The 15,371-nt window shown below is 65.5% G+C and carries 14 protein-coding genes; 8 read left to right on the top strand and 6 right to left on the bottom strand.

The window, feature by feature from the left end; translation table 11 throughout:
• Positions 1-26: 26 nt before the first annotated feature.
• Positions 27-1,115, bottom strand: a complete 1,089-nt coding sequence (locus tag A7A77_RS04210) for an A/G-specific adenine glycosylase (RefSeq protein ID WP_245638387.1) — start codon at positions 1,113-1,115, stop codon at positions 27-29.
• A gap of 33 nt (positions 1,116-1,148) precedes the next feature.
• Here A7A77_RS04210 and A7A77_RS04215 point away from each other — a divergent pair, with 33 nt between their 5' ends.
• The 4 genes from A7A77_RS04215 (at position 1,149) to smc (ending at position 6,724) form a co-directional block, all read left to right on the top strand.
• Positions 1,149-1,712 (top strand): DUF721 domain-containing protein, encoded by a 564-nt coding sequence (locus A7A77_RS04215; RefSeq protein ID WP_066554068.1) that lies wholly within the window; start codon positions 1,149-1,151, stop codon positions 1,710-1,712.
• Positions 1,712-2,395 carry a DsbA family protein gene (locus tag A7A77_RS04220; protein ID WP_066554073.1) on the top strand — a complete coding sequence of 228 codons (684 nt, stop codon included), beginning with the start codon at positions 1,712-1,714 and terminating at the stop codon, positions 2,393-2,395. The genes A7A77_RS04215 and A7A77_RS04220 overlap by 1 nt, the downstream gene beginning before the upstream one ends.
• A gap of 113 nt (positions 2,396-2,508) precedes the next feature.
• Complete coding sequence (locus tag A7A77_RS04225; protein WP_066554076.1) at positions 2,509-3,258, top strand: thioredoxin domain-containing protein; 750 nt, start codon at positions 2,509-2,511, stop codon at positions 3,256-3,258.
• 40 nt (positions 3,259-3,298) lie between these two features.
• Positions 3,299-6,724: a chromosome segregation protein SMC gene (gene smc / locus A7A77_RS04230; RefSeq protein WP_066554078.1), complete on the top strand. Its 3,426-nt coding sequence runs from the start codon at positions 3,299-3,301 to the stop codon at positions 6,722-6,724.
• On the opposite strand, the gene soxR is transcribed toward smc, so the two are convergent.
• Positions 6,725-7,165: a redox-sensitive transcriptional activator SoxR gene (soxR, locus tag A7A77_RS04235; protein ID WP_066554496.1), complete on the bottom strand. Its 441-nt coding sequence runs from the start codon at positions 7,163-7,165 to the stop codon at positions 6,725-6,727. It abuts the gene before it with no gap.
• A gap of 143 nt (positions 7,166-7,308) precedes the next feature.
• Between soxR and A7A77_RS04240 the strand changes: the two genes are divergently transcribed.
• Positions 7,309-7,686, top strand: a complete 378-nt coding sequence (locus A7A77_RS04240) for a VOC family protein (protein WP_066554079.1) — start codon at positions 7,309-7,311, stop codon at positions 7,684-7,686.
• 216 nt (positions 7,687-7,902) lie between these two features.
• On the opposite strand, the gene ubiA is transcribed toward A7A77_RS04240, so the two are convergent.
• Positions 7,903-8,811 (bottom strand): 4-hydroxybenzoate octaprenyltransferase, encoded by a 909-nt coding sequence (ubiA, locus tag A7A77_RS04245; protein WP_066554080.1) that lies wholly within the window; start codon positions 8,809-8,811, stop codon positions 7,903-7,905.
• A gap of 75 nt (positions 8,812-8,886) precedes the next feature.
• Between ubiA and A7A77_RS04250 the strand changes: the two genes are divergently transcribed.
• From A7A77_RS04250 to A7A77_RS04260, 3 genes are read left to right on the top strand one after another with little or no spacing between them, the layout of a single operon-like run.
• A complete protein-coding gene (locus A7A77_RS04250) occupies positions 8,887-9,660 on the top strand; it encodes a class I SAM-dependent methyltransferase (protein ID WP_066554499.1) in 774 nt (257 codons plus the stop codon).
• Positions 9,660-10,421 carry a 16S rRNA (uracil(1498)-N(3))-methyltransferase gene (locus A7A77_RS04255; RefSeq protein ID WP_066554083.1) on the top strand — a complete coding sequence of 254 codons (762 nt, stop codon included), beginning with the start codon at positions 9,660-9,662 and terminating at the stop codon, positions 10,419-10,421. Before A7A77_RS04250 ends, A7A77_RS04255 begins: the two co-directional genes overlap by 1 nt.
• A gap of 58 nt (positions 10,422-10,479) precedes the next feature.
• Entirely contained in the window at positions 10,480-11,853 is a 1,374-nt protein-coding gene (locus tag A7A77_RS04260; RefSeq protein WP_066554086.1) for a glutamate--cysteine ligase, read from the top strand.
• A 42-nt stretch (positions 11,854-11,895) separates the two neighbouring features.
• Here the strand turns inward: A7A77_RS04260 and A7A77_RS04265 are convergent, their stop codons facing one another.
• From A7A77_RS04265 to A7A77_RS04275, 3 genes are all read right to left on the bottom strand, one after another.
• Positions 11,896-13,248 (bottom strand): outer membrane protein assembly factor BamB family protein, encoded by a 1,353-nt coding sequence (locus tag A7A77_RS04265; protein WP_245638396.1) that lies wholly within the window; start codon positions 13,246-13,248, stop codon positions 11,896-11,898.
• A 14-nt stretch (positions 13,249-13,262) separates the two neighbouring features.
• On the bottom strand, positions 13,263-14,072 hold the full coding sequence (locus A7A77_RS04270; protein WP_066554092.1) for a tetratricopeptide repeat protein: 810 nt from the start codon (positions 14,070-14,072) through the stop codon (positions 13,263-13,265).
• A 159-nt stretch (positions 14,073-14,231) separates the two neighbouring features.
• The gene (locus A7A77_RS04275) at positions 14,232-15,359 is read right to left on the bottom strand and encodes a glycosyltransferase (protein WP_066554094.1); all 1,128 of its coding nucleotides are present in this window, start codon (positions 15,357-15,359) and stop codon (positions 14,232-14,234) included.
• Between the last annotated feature and the right edge of the window lie 12 nt (positions 15,360-15,371).

The following is a 15,371-nucleotide window of genomic DNA, read 5'->3' on the forward strand; positions in this document are numbered from 1 at the left end:
AGCGCTTGGCGCCAAGGCAATCGCCGCTATCGGCTCTTCAGCACCAATTGCGCGGCGCGGGCGAACAGCGTGGGCAGGCCGGCATCGTCAAGCCGGTCAACCGGCCACCACTCGCCGCCACCGACACCATCGACACCATCGACACCATCGACACCATCGACACCATCGACACCATGCCCGACTTCGGCTTCGCGCACCGACAGTTCAAGCTGGAAATGCGTGAACCCGTGGCTGACCGCTCCGTCGACCGGCTGCCAGCCAGCGCCGAAGGGCGGTTCACCATCCCCGTCGCGGCGCGCGGCCCAGCCATCGTCGGGCAGTGCGCGCATACCGGCAAGCATCCCCTTGCCCGGTCGTTTGACCAGCAGGACATGCCCGTCCCGTTCGGCCCAGAACGCCGTGCCGGTGCGAACGGGGCGCGGTTTCCTGGGCGTTTTCTTCGGCAGTTCGGCTGCGATGCCGCGTTCGCGCGCCGTGCAATCCGCGCTCAGCGGGCAAAGCAGGCAGCCAGGTTGGCGCGGGGTGCAGATAGTCGCGCCCAGATCCATCATCGCCTGCGCGAAATCGCCGGCACGGTATTCGGGCGTAATCTCGGCCATGGCTGCCCTGATCGCCGGTTTCGCAGCCGGCAACGGCTCCTCTATCGCGAACAGCCGCGCGACCACCCGCTCGACATTGGCGTCGACCACGACGGCGTGGCGGCCGAACGCGATCGCCGCGATTGCCGCCGCGGTATAGGCACCCACGCCGGGCAGCTCGCGCAAGCCCTCCTCCGTATCGGGAAACTCGCTGCCGCGCCGTGCCACTTCGCGGGCACAGGCGATCAGGTTGCGCGCACGGGCATAGTATCCAAGCCCCGCCCATGCCGAGAGGACGTCCGCATCCTCGGCCGCAGCCAGATCGCCGACCGTCGGCCAACGCTCGGTAAACGCCGCGAAATAGGGGCCGACAGCGGCCACCGTCGTTTGCTGCAGCATGATTTCGGATAGCCAGACGCGGTAGGGATCGGCCCGTTCGTTGCTGCCCGGCATCATGCGCCACGGCAAACGGCGCGCGTTGGCATCGTACCAAGCCAGCAGCCTTTTCCCCACGGGTTCGATCTTGCCACTGGCCACCACGCCGGTGCCTATGGCATGGCCGCGCACATCATGAAAAGCGAAGACGGGAAGATACCGGGGAAGAAGCCGGCGCAGGGCAAGAGTAAGGCCCCCGCGCCCAAGCCTTACGAGCGTCCGCGCGGCGGAGAGGCAAAGGCCATCGCCGATATCATGCCGCAAGTCGGGCGCACCGCGTTTCGCCGTTTCGGCTTCGTGCAATCCAGCGTCGTGACCCGCTGGCCGGAAATCGTGGGGCCGCACCACGCCAAGGTCTCCGCCCCCGAATCGATCCGCTTTCCGCCGGGCGAGAAATCCGATGGCACGATGCAGCTTGTCGTTCTGCCCGCCCATGCCCCGCTGATCCAGCATGTGGTTCCCGAAATCATAGAGCGGGTGAACCGCTTTTTCGGGTACAGCGCCGTGGCGAAAGTGAAGATCCGGCAAGGACAGGTTAAGCCCGTTCATGCTGAAGACAGGCCCAAGGCGCCGCCTTCGCTAAAGCCGATCCCCATGGAACTGGGCGATTCGCTGCGCGATATCGGCGATCCGGAACTGCGCACCGTGCTGGAATCGCTGGCGCGGTCACTGGGAAAAGCGAACGGGGAACGAGACTGATGACCGCCTTGCGCCGCCTGAGCGCGATTGTCCTGCTGGCAAGCGGATTGCTGGCCCTGAGCCCCGCCAGCGCGAAAGGCGTGCTGGCCGCTGCCAATCCGGAGGCAGGCGTCCACCAGTTCGGCAAGACGGATGCGAAGATCCAGCTAACCGAATATGTCAGCTACACCTGCCCGCATTGTTCCCATTTCGAGCAGGAGGCGGGCGATCCGTTGCGCCTGCTCTATATCAGATCGGGCAAGGTCCGGCTGGAAGTGCGCCACCTTGTCCGTGACCCCTTCGACCTGACGGCGGCAATGCTGGCCAATTGCGGCCCTGCCGCGCGGTTCGATCGCAACCACGCGATGTTCATGGGCGAACAGGCGACATGGCTGGGCAAGCTGATCAAGGCCACGCAGGCGCAGAAGAACCGTTATTCGACCGGTTCCTACACCGTGCGCAGGCAGGCAATCGCCCAGGACGCGGGTTTCTACCCCATGATGCAGCGCCGCGGATACGACCGTGCACAGATCGACCGGTGCCTTGCCGACGAATCGATGGCCAAGGCCCTTTCGGACAAAACGGCTGGCTACGTGCGGGACAAGGGCGTTTCCGGCACCCCGTCATTCGCCATCGACGGTATCCTGCTGGCCGGCACCAGCAACTGGGAAAGCCTGAAATTTCAACTCGATCTGCGTTTGTGATCGCATCCGCTTGCGGCCATTAACGTCGCGACTGTGTAAAAAGTACCCGATACCCTCCCCGACGCCGCTGCGGCTGGGTTAGCCTGCCGCAATCAGGAGTTAATACCGTTCCCATGACCCGTTCCCATTTCCGCACCGCACTCACGCTCCTCGTCGCGCCGCTGGCTCTGGCCGCCTGCGACAAGACGGAAGAGGCTGCGACGAACGAACAGGCCGCGCCGATCGAAAACATCGCGCCGCCGGCTGGAACCGAGTGGTCGGACACGGTCGTGAAGACCGAAAAGGGCGGTTACCTGATGGGCAACCCCGATGCGCCGATCAAGCTGGTCGAATTCGGCGCGCTGTCCTGTTCGCACTGCGCCGACTTTGCCACCGCCAGTTTTGACGAACTGCGCGGCGAGTACGTCAATTCGGGGCGGGTAAGCTACGAACTGCGCTATTTCATGCTCAATTCGCTCGACATGCCGCTCACTCTGCTCGCGACTTGCTCCACGCCGGAGGCCTCTATCGCTTTGGCTGAACAGATCTGGGGCAACCAGCACCAGTTCTTCGAGGCGTTGCAGCAGTCGACCGATGCCCAGCGGGCCGCGATCGAGAAGATGCCGCTGGACCAGCGGTTCGTGGCGCTGTCGCAGTTGATGGGCCTTACCGATTTCGTCACCGCGCGCGGGATTGCGCTGGATCAGGCCAACGCCTGCCTTGCCGATGGCAAGAAGGCGGAGGAACTGGCCGAACAGACGCGCACCGAAGCGACCGAGTACGAAATCACCGGCACCCCGACGTTCCTGCTCAACGGCGAAAAGCTGGAAGCGATGGACTGGAACGACATGAAGGCCCGGTTGCAGCGGGCCGGCGCCAGGTAATGTCCGCGCGCCTCGGCACGGCAGGCTTGGGTAAAGCCTGATGCGGTTCCGGCGGCTGCGCCTTTCGGGCTTCAAGTCCTTTGTCGAACCGGCCGATCTGCTGATCGAACCGGGGCTGACCGGCGTTGTCGGCCCCAACGGTTGCGGCAAGTCCAACCTGCTGGAAGCGATCCGCTGGGTCATGGGCGAATCCAGCGCGAAATCCATGCGGGGTTCGGGCATGGAAGACGTGATCTTCGCCGGTACCGCCAGCCGCCCGCCACGCAGCTTTGCCGAAGTCGTCCTGTCCGCCGAAACCGCCGCCGGACAGGAAATGGAAGTTACCCGCCGCATCGAACGCGGCGCCGGTTCCGCCTATCGCCTGAACGGACGCGACGTGCGGGCAAAGGACGTGGCGCTCGTCTTTGCCGATGCGGCGACCGGCGCACACAGCCCCGCGCTCGTATCGCAAGGGCGCATCGCCGCCGTCATCGCCGCCAAGCCGACGGAACGCCGCGCCATGCTGGAAGAAGCGGCAGGAATCGCCGGCCTCCACGTGCGGCGCAGGGATGCCGAACAGAAGCTGCGCGCGACGGAAACGAACCTGGCGCGGCTGGAAGACCTGCTCTCGCAGCTCGACAGCAGGATCGGCTCGCTGCGGCGGCAGGCCCGCGCGGCGGAGAAGTACAAGGAACTGTCGGCACAGATCCGCACGGCGGAAGCGCGCGTGCTCTATGCCCGCTGGCGCGATGCCGCCGCTGCCGCCAATGCCGCGCGGGCGCAAGCGAAGCAGGCCGAAGATGCCGTCGCGCAGATGCAGGCACGCACCGATGCTGCGATGGGCGAACAGCGCGCCGCCGCCGAAGCGCTGGCCAAGGCGCGAGAAGAGATGGCCGACCGGCGCGACGATCTGGGCGCGCAGGCGAACATGCTGGCGGTGCTGACCGGCAAGCTGGAAGCGGCCGAGGAGAAACTCGCCGATCTGGACCGGCAGCGCGCACGGCTGGACGCTGACGAAGGCGATGCCAACCGCACCACCCGAGATGCGGCAGAGGCGATGGCCCGGCTGGAACGCGATGTGAAGGACGCGGAAAAGCGCCTTGCCGATGACGAGGCGCGCCGCCCGTCGCTGATCGCGCGGCAGGACGATGCCGAACGCGCCCAGCGCGCGGGCGAACTGGCGCTGGCGCAGGCCACGGCGGAACTGGCACGGGTAGAGGCCGATTGGCGCGTGGCCGAAGCCGCTGTCGGGCAGGCACGCGGCGCGCTGGCGCGGCTGGAACAGGAACTGGCCACGCGTGAGGCGCAGGGCGAGGCACTGGGTGATCCGCGCGAACTGGACCTGGCGCTGACCAGCGCGCAGGCCCGCTGCGGCAAGGCCGAAAAAGGTGTCGCGGCGGCAAGGGAGGCACTGGAAACTGCCCGCACCCACCGCGAGGCCGTGTCGGTTCGGCGGGACGAAACATCCAGCGCACTGTCATCGGCAAAGGCCGAACTGGCAGGTATCGAACGTGAGTACGATGCGCTCGAACGCGACCGCAAGGCGCGCGAGAAGGCGGATAAAGGCAGCAAGGGCCGCACCCGCGCGATAGACGCGCTAAAGGCCGAACCGGGTTACGAACGCGCGCTTGCCGCAGTACTGGGCCGCGATGCCGCCGCGCCGCTCGGCACTCCGGCTCAGGGTGAGGAAGGCCGGTTCTGGGCGGGGGCCGATGCGCCGGACGCGATTACCGGCAGCCTTGCCGAGCATGTCCGGTCCGCGCCGGAACAGTTGCAGGCGCGTCTTGCCATGGTCCGGGTATGCGAAAGCGACGACGGGCAGGCGCTTGCCCCGGGTGAGTGGCTGGTGACGAAAACCGGCGCGCTGCGGCGGTGGGACGGCTTCGTCGCGCGCGGCGAAGGGGCGGCGGAAGCGGCACGACTGGAAGCGGCGAACCGGCTGGAGGCGCTTGCGGGCCAGCTTCCCGCCTTGCGCGACGCGGTCGCAGGGGCAGAGAGCGATGTCGCCGCCGTCAATGCCGAACTGTCCGAGGCCACCGACGCGCGCATAGCCGCCGAACGCGCGGTCAACACCTCGTCAGAGGAAGAACGCGCCGCCCTGCGCGCCCGCGATCAGGCGGAAGCGGCGGTCGACCGGCTGGCCCAAGCGCGAGAGGAACTGGCCGAACGGCTGGAGGACCTGCACAACCGCCTTTCCGCAGCCCAGCACGAGGTGATGCAGGCCGAGGAGCAGCGCAAGGCCCTGCCTGACCCTTCCGCCCAGCGAGCCGCGCTTGAAACCGCGCGCACCCGCAACGACAGCGCCCGCACCGCGCTGCAATCGGCCATGGCCGACCTTGCCTCGCTCGATCAAGGCCTCGCCGTCGGGCGGGAGCGGACGAAAGCCTTGCAGGGCGACATGAAGGGTTGGGAAGCGCGCGCCGGCGATGCGGCACGGCGGCTTGCCGACATGACCCGCCGGCGCGAGGAGATCGAGCAAGAACGCGCCGTCACTGCCGCCCGCCCCGAAGCGCTGCTGCGCGAGATCGAACTGGCCGAAAAGGCGCGTGACCGGCTGGCCGGTGAACTGGGCGAGGCCGAAGCCGCCCATGCCGCCGCCGAAACCGCGGGCAAGCAGGCCGACGCCGCCTTCAGTGCCGCCAACGAGGCACTTGCCAATGCGCGCGAGACGCGCGCCGGTGCCACTGCGCGCGCCGAGAACGAGGAAGCCCGCCGCACCGAATTTGCGCGTACGTCGGGCGAACGGTTCCAGTGTCCGCCGCCGCTACTGCCCGAACGGCTCGATTTCGCATCGGATTCGGTTCGCCATGCCGATGCCGAAGGTGAGCAACTGGACCAAGTCACCGCCCAGCGCGAGCGGCTGGGACCGGTAAACCTTGTCGCGGCTGACGAACTGGCCGAGGCCGAGGCCGAACATGGCACATCGATGGCTGAGCAGCAGGAACTGGCCGAGGCGGTCAATCGTCTGCGCGGATCGATCGGCAGCCTGAACCGCGAAGGGCGCGAGAGGCTGCGCGCCGCGTTCGAGGCGGTCGACACCCATTTCCGCAGCCTGTTCACCACGCTTTTCGGCGGCGGTCAGGCGCATCTCGCCCTGATCGACAGCGACGATCCGCTGGAGGCGGGGCTGGAAATCTACGCCCAGCCGCCCGGCAAGAAGCTGCAGTCGCTAACCCTGCTGTCAGGCGGCGAGCAGGCGCTGACGGCAGTGGCGCTGATCTTCGCGCTGTTCCTGACCAATCCGGCCCCGATCTGCGTGCTGGACGAAGTCGACGCACCATTGGACGATGCCAATATCGAGCGTTTCTGCGACTTGCTGGACGCCATGAGCAAGCAGACCGACACCCGCTACCTTATAGTGACGCACAACGCCGTGACGATGAGCCGGATGCACCGCCTGTTCGGTGTCACCATGGTCGAGCAGGGCGTCTCCCGCCTTGTCAGTGTCGATCTCGGCGATGCCGAGGAACTGCTGGCCGCCGAATAGTCAGCCGAGCACGAAGCGCGGACCGGGCCCGGATGCACCGGCCTCGTCTTCGGGATTGTAGAGCCGGCATTTCTTGAGCGACAAACAGCCACAGCCGATACACCCGTCCAGCTTGTCACGCGTGCGTTCAAGCAGGGAGATACGCTCGTTCAGTTCCTCTCTGATCGAGCGACTGACTTTTTCCCAGTCCGCCTTCGTGGGTGTGCGCCCCTGCGGCAGGCGGGCCAGCTCGCGCTCGATCTCGGCAAGGCCGAGACCCAGTTTCTGGGCAATCAGGATAAAGCTGATCCGGCGAATGTCCGAACGCATGAAACGACGCTGGTTGCCGCTTGTCCGCAGTGACTGAAGCAGTCCCTTATCCTCGTAAAAGCGAATCGCAGACACGGAAACACCGGTTCGTTCGGACAATGTTCCGATGGAAATCAGCTGGTTACCATCCACCCCGATGCCCTTTCGCAAACCGCAATTCACAGCTTGACCTCAAGTTAACTTGAGGTTGCAGGATAAGGCAAGTGGTGATTCGCGCAGTGCCCCCTCGGCGAGCGGATCCCCACCGCATCGAAACGAATGAAAGGACCCAACCGATGACCGGCATCGCCCGCATAGAACACGTCAATATCACAACGTCGGACGCGCCGCGCATGGCCGACCTGCTCGAAAAGCTGTGCGGTTGGCATCGCCGCTGGGAGGGGCCGGCGCTGAATGACGGGCACACGATCCATTTCGGCGCGAAGAACCAGTATGTTGCGCTCTACACTCCGAAGGAGGGAATTGGCGGTCGGTTCGGGAAAGGGGTGCCGCTCAATCACATCGGGATCGAGGTCGATGATATCGGCAAAGCCGAAGAGACGGTCATCGCCGCCGGATTGGAGCCGTTCAACCACGGCGATTACGATCCGGGCCGGCGCTTCTATTTCTTCGACTGGGACGGAATTGAATGGGAGGTCGTCAGCTATGCTTGAGATACGCGAACGTCCGCCCTTCGTCGCGCCGCACCTTGGCCCGGTGCACGATATCTGGTCCAGGCTTCGTCGGTATGTGGTACGCAAAGTCCGTGCGACCGCTACCGACACGGCGGCAGCGCCTCACCACGATCACTGGTTTCCGCCCAGCGTTTCGCATCCTCTTGCGTGAGAATCACCGGCATCCTCGTTCGCCGGTAGAGTTCGCGCGTGGCGCTAAACGCCTGCGTTTCCGGCGACGAGGCAGGCCAGAGCCACCAACAGGCCCGTAGTGCGGTTGGAGCGGAACAGGGCGAGTGCGTTGGCACCGTCCTCCACTCTCAGCGTCGCCACTTGCCACGCGAGGTGGAGTGCCGCTGGAACAAGGGCAATCAGCGCTACCCAGTCTTCGCGCAGGAGCCAGAATGCCAGCACCCAGCATGAGACGGCGAGAACGTAGAACACGCTGACCCCAAAACGGACGTGGTTGCCCAATGCCCGCGCGCTCGAACGCACGCCGACAAGGGCATCGTCCTCCATGTCCTGCAGTGCGTAGATCGTGTCGTAGCCGATGACCCAGCAAATCGACCCGGCGTACAGCGCAGCCAGAATTGCCAGATTCGGCCCGCCGATCTCCACCCATCCGACCATTGCACACCAACTGAACACCAAGCCCAGCCATGCCTGCGGCCACCATGTGATGCGTTTCATCAAGGGATAGCAGGCAACAGGAAGCAGGCTGCCCAGCGCGACCAGTTGCGCCTGCCAGCGCAACTGCAAAAGGACGACAAGGCCGATCAGGCACAGCAGCAGTAGCCAGATCCATGCCGCCTTCAGCGAAACCGCCCCGCTGGCCAGCGGGCGCGCGGCAGTGCGCGCAACCTGCCGATCCAGATCGCGGTCGAGAATGTCGTTGTAGACACAGCCCGCACCGCGCATGACGACAGAGCCGAGCAGCAGCCAGAACACCAGCCCGATCCGTTCGATCCCGCCGGCCAGCCACACGCCCCAGGCACCTGGCCAGAACAACAGCCACCAGCCGATCGGCCTGTCGAACCGGGCAAGCAGGGCATAATTGCGCAGGCCCGCCGGAAGTCGCGCGACAAGGCCGCGATGCTCTGTATCGGGAACGATCGTCTGGTCCATCGCTTTGCCTTAGCCCGCGCAGGCCCATCGCGCCAGCCGCTGGCAGGCGCGAGCACTCATGCTATGGGCGGTTTCATGGATGTACTCGAACACAATCGCCGTGGCTGGAACGGGCATGTCGCAGATGGCGACCGCTGGACGCTGCCGGTTGACACCGACACCATTGCCCGTGCGCGCAAGGGGGACTGGAGCGTCGTGCTTACTCCCACCAAGGCCGTGCCGCGCGACTGGTTCGGCGACATCAACGGGCGCGACGTTCTCGGTCTCGCCTCGGGCGGAGGGCAGCAAATGCCGGTGCTGGCCGCTGCCGGTGCGAACGTTACCAGCTTCGATGCTTCCGACGCGCAACTGGCGCAGGATTGCCTTGTCGCGGAACGGGAAGGCCTATCGATCACCTGCGTACAAGGGTTCATGCACGACCTGTCGGCATTCGGGGATGCGAGTTTCGATCTGATCTTCCATCCGGTGTCCAATTGCTTCGCGCCCGAGATTCTGCCTGTCTGGCGCGAATGCGCGCGGGTGCTTCGCCCCGGCGGCGCATTGCTGGCTGGCTTCAACAATCCGGTGGGATATATCTTCGACTGGCAGGCGCTGGACCGCGGCGAACTGGTCGCCACAAACCCGCTTCCCTATCGCGACATCGACCTGCCGCCAGAGCAGCTGGACGAACTGATCCGCCAGAACCGCACGGTTGAATTCAGCCACACGCTGACCGAACAGATCGGCGGCCAGATGGCTGTAGGGCTGCACCTGACGGCCATGTTCGAGGATAACTGGGACGATGAGGGCACTGCCGCGTCGCGCCTGTTCGCCCCCTTCATCGCCACCCGCGCGATAAAGGCCGCGTGATGGGTGCAACCCCCGCATGGCCGCCGCGCAGTGCCCCGCGGCTGTTCGTAACACCCGCGCTGGAGGCAGGCGAACATCGCGTGCTGGACGGGCCGCAAGCGCATTACCTGTCACGCGTGATGCGCATTGGCGAGGGCGATGCGGTAATCCTGTGCGACGATGCGACAGGCGAGTGGGCGGCGCGCGTCCTTTCTGCCGGAAAGCGCGACGTGACCGTCGAACTGGTCGAACGCTTGCGCCCGCGCGAGGACGTGCCCGATCTCACGCTGTGCCCCGCGCTTCTTAAGAAACCGCGTTTTGACCAGGTGCTGGAAAAGGCGACCGAACTTGGCGTTGCGAAAATACGCCCTGTGGTCACGCGGCGCTGCGTGGCCGATGCGCTCAACATGGAACGGGCAAGAACGGTCGTCACCGAAGCGGCCGAACAATGCGCGCGAACTGCGCTGCCGGAAATTTTCGAACCGGTCAGCCTGTCACAGCTATTGCGCCAATGGCCCGAAGATGCCGTGATGTGGTTTGCCGACGAACAGGGCGCGGATGACGAAGCGATTCCGCCCGCTGCCCGCGCCTTTGCCGAACGCTTGCCGCCCGCCGGTATCCTGATCGGCCCCGAAGGCGGTTTCGACGATGCGGAGCGCGAGGAAGTGCGCGGCTTCCTGCAGGCGCGCCCGGTTTCATTGGGCCCCCGCATCCTGCGCGCGGAGACTGCGACAATTGCGGCCATGGCGATCTGGATGGGCGCGATGGGCGACTGGACCTGACGCGACAGCCATTAGAAATAGCTGGCATCGATCGATGTTGCGGCTTAACGGGCCGGACATGAGCACGCGCACCCAATCGTCAAAGAGCGATCCCGTGATCGAGAGCCGCGATCAGCTGATCCGGCCGATGCAAAAGGGCGAAAAGCCCGTCAGCCAATGGCGCATCGGCACAGAGCACGAGAAGTTCGTTTACGCCAAAAGCGATTTCCACGCCCCCAGCTATGACGAGCCCGGCGGCATCCACGACATCCTGATGGCGCTGACCGAATATGGCTGGCAGCCGGTAGAGGAGAACGGCAAGGTCATCGCCATGTCGGGGCCGGACGGCACCGTCAGCCTTGAACCTGCCGGACAGCTGGAACTGTCGGGCGCGCCGCTGGTCAACATTCACCAGACTTGCGCGGAAACAGGCCGGCATCTTACGCAAGTGAAGGCGATCGGCGAGAAATTCGGCGTCGGTTTCATCGGCGCGGGAATGTGGCCGGACAAGACCCGCGAAGAACTGCCGATGATGCCCAAGGGGCGCTACGGCATCATGAGCCGCTACATGCCCAAGGTCGGCAATCTCGGCCTCGACATGATGCTGCGCACCTGCACGATCCAGGTAAACCTCGACTATCAGTCAGAGGCGGACATGGCGCAGAAGTTCCGTGTCGGCCTTGCGCTGCAGCCGCTGGCGACCGCACTGTTCGCCAATTCACCGTTTACCGAGGGCAAGCCCAACGGGTTCCTTTCCTTCCGCAGCCACATCTGGTCCGACACCGATCCCGATCGCACCGGCATGCTGCCTTTCGTGTTCGAGGATGGTTTCGGATACGAACGCTATGTCGACTATATGCTCGACGTGCCGATGTATTTCGTGTTCCGCGACGGGAAGTACATCGATGCAGCGGGCCAGTCGTTCCGCGACTTCATGAAGGGCGAACTGCCCGCGCTTCCCGGCGAGCTTCCACTGGAAAGCGACTGGATCGACCATCTGTCGACCGCCTTCCCCGAAGTGCGGCTGAAGAGCTTCCTTGAAATGCGCGGTGCCGATGGCGGCCCGTGGAACCGCATCTGCGCACTTCCCGCGCTTTGGGTCGGCCTGCTGTACGATCAGTCCGCGCTGGACGCGGCATGGGATCTGGTGAAAGGCTGGGACATGGCGGGCCGCGAACTGCTGCGCGACACCGTGCCGGAACTGGGGCTGAAGGCGCCGATTCCGGGCGGCGGGACGCTGCAGGACATTGCCGCCGAAGTGCTGGACATCGCGCGATCCGGCCTTGCCGCGCGCGGAGAGCTCAATTCCGTGGGCGACGACGAAACCGGTTTCCTTGCCCCGCTACGCGATATCGTGAAAGCGGGCCGGACTCCGGCGGAAGTGTGCCTCGCACACTATCACGACGACTGGGACGAGGACGTTCGCAAGCTCTACGCGGTCAAGAGCTTCTGACCGCTGGCGCGCTATCCGGCCCATGCCGGATAGCGCCATCACCTAGCGCCAGGCGGTGATCTTGCCGCTGTCGTCCAGAACGTAGAGCGTGTTGTTGGCCACGACCGGTGCAAGGCTGATCGCCTTGCCCAGATCGGCAAACGGTGCAGCCACACCGCTGGCTGCATCGACCGAGTAGACATCGCCGTTGGTGTTGGTCAGCCACAGGCGATCGCCGGCCAGCACCGGGCCGGACCAGAACAGTTCGCCCTTCTCGTCCTTCATCTTGCGATACTTCGGCAGTTCCGAAATCCAGCGGACCCGGCCCGAATTGCGCGCAATCGCCAGCAGCTTGGCATCGTCGGTCAGCACGAAGATCCAGTTGCCGCCAACCGCGGGGGTAGAGATGCCCGCAAGGTTTAGTTCCCAGATCCGCTGGCCGGTAACCAGTTCGTACGCCGCCATGCGGCCGCCCTGTCCCAGCGCATAGACCGCGCCCGAATCGATGATCGGGTCGGCATCGACGTCGGTCAGCGTGCCGACGGAGGTCGAGATGCTGGTCCGCGCCAGTGCGTCGGCCCACAGGTTGCGGCCGTTTTCGTAACGATAGGCGATCAGTTCGCCGGAGCTGAATCCGGCAATCACCGTGCCCTGCCCTGCAGCGGGAGCGGCAACGCCGAACACGCCCGACTGGCCCTGCGACCCGGCCTCCGTCCACTGCACCGCGCCATCGGCAAGGTTCAGCGAAATGACCTGATTGTCCTGTGTCATCACATAGAGCGCACCGAACGCGATCGTCGGCGAACCGCGCAGCGGGCCGGCGGGCTGGACCAGCCAGAGTTCCGCACCGGTCGCGGCGTCCAGCGCGGCAACCTGTCCGGTGCCGGTGGTGACGTAGAGCTTGCCCTCTGCATAGCTGGCCCCGCCGCCGAAGACGGCACTGGAACCATCGCCCTTCACCTTGAAGGAGTGTTCCCACACGCGGGCGCCGCTCTGTTCGTCGAAGGCATGGACAACGCCGTCGGTGTCATAGGCATAGACACGGCCGCCACCGATGACGGGCGCGGCGGCAAGGCGCTGCTTCTCTGTCGAGCCGGAGATGGAGGCCGTCCACGCGCGCGACGGAGTGGCGGAAAGTGCCAAGTGGCCATAGCTTTTCGAAGCCGCACCGCCGGCCTGCGCCCATTCGGCATTGACCTGCTGCGCAGGCAGCGCAACCGGAACCGATGCGAGCGCAGGATCGACTTTCGCGCTCGTCTCGATCTTCGACAGGATCGGCACGCGTTCACCAAGTGTCGGCGTCTTTTCGGGACCATCCCCCTTCAGCGCGCCGCAGCCCGACAGCAAGGCCGCAATCGCGGTTGCCGCCACTGCCGTACGCAGGGCAGTCCCGCGCGAAACCCGATCATGCTTCATCTGCATCATGCTCCCTATTGCCCGGACTGGGCTGCGGCCTGTTGCATGGCCGCTTGCCGGGCAGCGCTGTTGCGCTGGATCTGTTCGACGATCGCCTCGACATCGTCGATGGCGTCTGTTCCCAGCAGGCCCGCGACCTGCCGTGCACGTGCGCGCAGCGCCTCCGGCGCTTTTTCGTCACGCGAAATCTCTGCAAAGAGCGGACCGGCAAGGTCGGTCTTGCCCTGTTCGATATAGGCCATGCCGACCAGCTCGCCCGCACTGGCAAAGAACGGATTGCCGGGCACGGCCAGCGGCTTCAGCTTGGCCACCACGTCGGCGGGTTTCATCTCGTCATACTGCAGCGACACCAGCCGCAGCGTCGCCAGATCGCGCATCGGAGCCGGCGCGTTCCCGTCCGCCGATACGGCAGTGTAGAGTTCGGCGGCGCGCTTGGCATCGCCCTTCTGCTGGGCCACGCCCGCCTCAAGCAATTGTGCGGGTACGCGGGCACCGGCGATCTCGCTGCCCTGCAGCGGCGTCACCTTGTCGATCGCGGCATCGGGCTGGTTCGCCTCCAGCCGGTCGACCGCCAGCGTCAGTGCCACGGCCTGTTCCTCGGCCTTGGCCGTGTTCTGTGCATCCCACCACAAGTAGCCGCCAAGCCCGGCAAGGCCGAGCACGACCGCAATGCCGATGGGCAATCCGAAGCGGCGGGCAGCCGTCGTCAGCTCGTCCTGGCGGACGGCTTCGTCCACCTCGCGCATGAAAACGTCCTGCCGCGCTTCATCCTGCGCGGCTTTCTTGTCGGCGGGTGTGGTCGAACGATCGGGGCGAAGCGCCAAGGAGAAGCCTTTCCGGCAATGGGTATTCGAAGACGGGTACTCGTTAACGCGTGCGGTTTAGGGGCGAGCGGCAGGCTTTTCAACGCCAAAGCCTGCCCCCGCGCCAACCATCCACCGCGATCAAGCAAATCGGGCGTTAACCGTGGCTGAAAGGCCGGTTCAGCGATCCTCCAAGGAGGCAAGGCCGAGCGCGCCTGCCAATATCGCAAGGTGCGGGACGGGATCGGCCCACTTCGCCGCCAGCGCGGCATTTGCCTGCCCCGCCTGTTCCAGCATGTCCGCATCGCCGGCCAGTCCCGCAGCCCTTTCCGCGACGGCAGAGGGATCGGCCGGATCGACGAGCAACTTACGGTTCTCTGCCGGAAGCAGTTCGCCAAGTCCGTCGGGGCCGATCGCCACGAACGGCACGCCTGCGGCCATCAGGGCCGGCATGTCGGGCGGAACCAGCCCGTCCCGCGCATCGATGATGGCAAGATCGAAGAGACCCGCAACCGGCGCGGGGCCATGCAGACGGGCAGTCATGTGCAGGCGGTGAAGCTGCCCCGCCGCATCGAATGCATCGCGAAGCGCCGCTGTCTCGCCCTCCGGCCCGAAAACCACGAGATGCCAATCCTCTTCCAGCGCTTCCATCAGATCGACCAACTGGCTGCTCAGGGAAACCGCATCGCCGGCCCGCACGGCAATCCACTTTTCCGATCCGCGCTTCATCAGCCGGGGGATCGCATCGGCCTTTGGCGGGGCTTTCGGAGCAGGGGGAAAGAGCGGCGGCAGGATATGGACGCGGCTGCCCGGCACATCCCATTGCCCTGTCACCGAACGGGCCGCGGCCTGCGTCGGCACGATCACGACGGGCGTACGCGCCATGCCCAGCTTGTGGCGAAACCGGCTCCACCACCCCTTGCCCACCTCGCCAACGCCATCGTGGTAGTGCACAAGCGGCGGCAGCTTCAGTGCCTGTCCGAACAGGGTGTGCCCCATGACAGCGGGAAAAGCGTAGTCACCATGGGTGACGACAAGTTCATAGCCCCGCATCACGCGGGCCATCCGGTTCATCGGCCCCGGCCCCGTGCGCGGCGTGATCGGCGGAAACTTCGGCCGGTGCAATTGCAGTACTGAGGCGGTCGCATCGTCGGCATGCGTGCCGTGATTCTCCACATTGGCCGGCAGGGCCCGCACCAGCGTTCCGCTCCACGGTGCGCGCGCCAAATCGATCCCGACATGCAGGACCTTGCGCCGGCGCAGGACCGTGATCGCCTTCTTCGGCTTTTTCGTTGCTTTCCCCGTCATGGCCGCGCCGGT

It is taken from the genome of Croceicoccus bisphenolivorans, from assembly GCF_001634625.1.
Lineage (GTDB): Bacteria > Pseudomonadota > Alphaproteobacteria > Sphingomonadales > Sphingomonadaceae > Croceicoccus > Croceicoccus bisphenolivorans.

Excerpts from the sequence above, each read along its gene's own strand:
- A7A77_RS04215 (WP_066554068.1), top strand. The coding sequence starts at position 1,149 with ATGAAAAGCGAAGACGGGAAGATACCGGGGAAGAAGCCGGCGCAGGGC.
- A7A77_RS04220 (WP_066554073.1), top strand. The coding sequence starts at position 1,712 with ATGACCGCCTTGCGCCGCCTGAGCGCGATTGTCCTGCTGGCAAGCGGA.
- A7A77_RS04225 (WP_066554076.1), top strand. The coding sequence starts at position 2,509 with ATGACCCGTTCCCATTTCCGCACCGCACTCACGCTCCTCGTCGCGCCG.
- smc (WP_066554078.1), top strand. The coding sequence starts at position 3,299 with ATGCGGTTCCGGCGGCTGCGCCTTTCGGGCTTCAAGTCCTTTGTCGAA.
- A7A77_RS04240 (WP_066554079.1), top strand. The coding sequence starts at position 7,309 with ATGACCGGCATCGCCCGCATAGAACACGTCAATATCACAACGTCGGAC.
- ubiA (WP_066554080.1), bottom strand. The coding sequence starts at position 8,811 with ATGGACCAGACGATCGTTCCCGATACAGAGCATCGCGGCCTTGTCGCG.
- A7A77_RS04250 (WP_066554499.1), top strand. The coding sequence starts at position 8,887 with ATGGATGTACTCGAACACAATCGCCGTGGCTGGAACGGGCATGTCGCA.
- A7A77_RS04255 (WP_066554083.1), top strand. The coding sequence starts at position 9,660 with ATGGGTGCAACCCCCGCATGGCCGCCGCGCAGTGCCCCGCGGCTGTTC.
- A7A77_RS04260 (WP_066554086.1), top strand. The coding sequence starts at position 10,480 with ATGAGCACGCGCACCCAATCGTCAAAGAGCGATCCCGTGATCGAGAGC.
- A7A77_RS04265 (WP_245638396.1), bottom strand. The coding sequence starts at position 13,248 with ATGAAGCATGATCGGGTTTCGCGCGGGACTGCCCTGCGTACGGCAGTG.
- A7A77_RS04275 (WP_066554094.1), bottom strand. The coding sequence starts at position 15,359 with ATGACGGGGAAAGCAACGAAAAAGCCGAAGAAGGCGATCACGGTCCTG.